Here is a 349-nt window from a genome sequence, read left to right as displayed (position 1 = left end):
ACCCTGATGATCCTGCTGCTCTTCGGCATCCTCGCGTGGGCCTGCTTCCGTCTCGTCAGCCGCACCCAGGACCGCTTCGTGCGCATCGCCGGGGTCGGCATCATGGCCTGGCTGCTCGGGCAGGCGATCATCAACATCGGCGCCGTCATCGGTCTCTTCCCGGTGATCGGTGTGCCGTTGCCGCTCGTGTCGGCGGGTGGCTCGTCCCTCGTGACGACCCTCTTCGCGCTCGGCATCCTGCTGTCCTTCGCCCGCAACGAGCCCGGCTGCAAGGCCCTGCTCGACGCCCGCCCCAGCCTCGTCCGTCGGTCGCTCTCGGTGCTCCCGTCCCGCGTCCGCCCTGTTCCGC

General features: G+C 69.9%; 1 protein-coding gene. It reads left to right on the top strand.

Annotated elements, in window-relative coordinates:
* Window positions 1-349 (top strand): FtsW/RodA/SpoVE family cell cycle protein (locus AB4Y74_RS17785; protein WP_441800486.1); only part of this gene is annotated, 349 nt, incomplete at both ends.

Source organism: Leifsonia sp. RAF41 (genome assembly GCF_052114085.1).
GTDB lineage: Bacteria > Actinomycetota > Actinomycetes > Actinomycetales > Microbacteriaceae > Leifsonia.
This window is presented reverse-complemented; position numbering and strand designations above follow the sequence as displayed.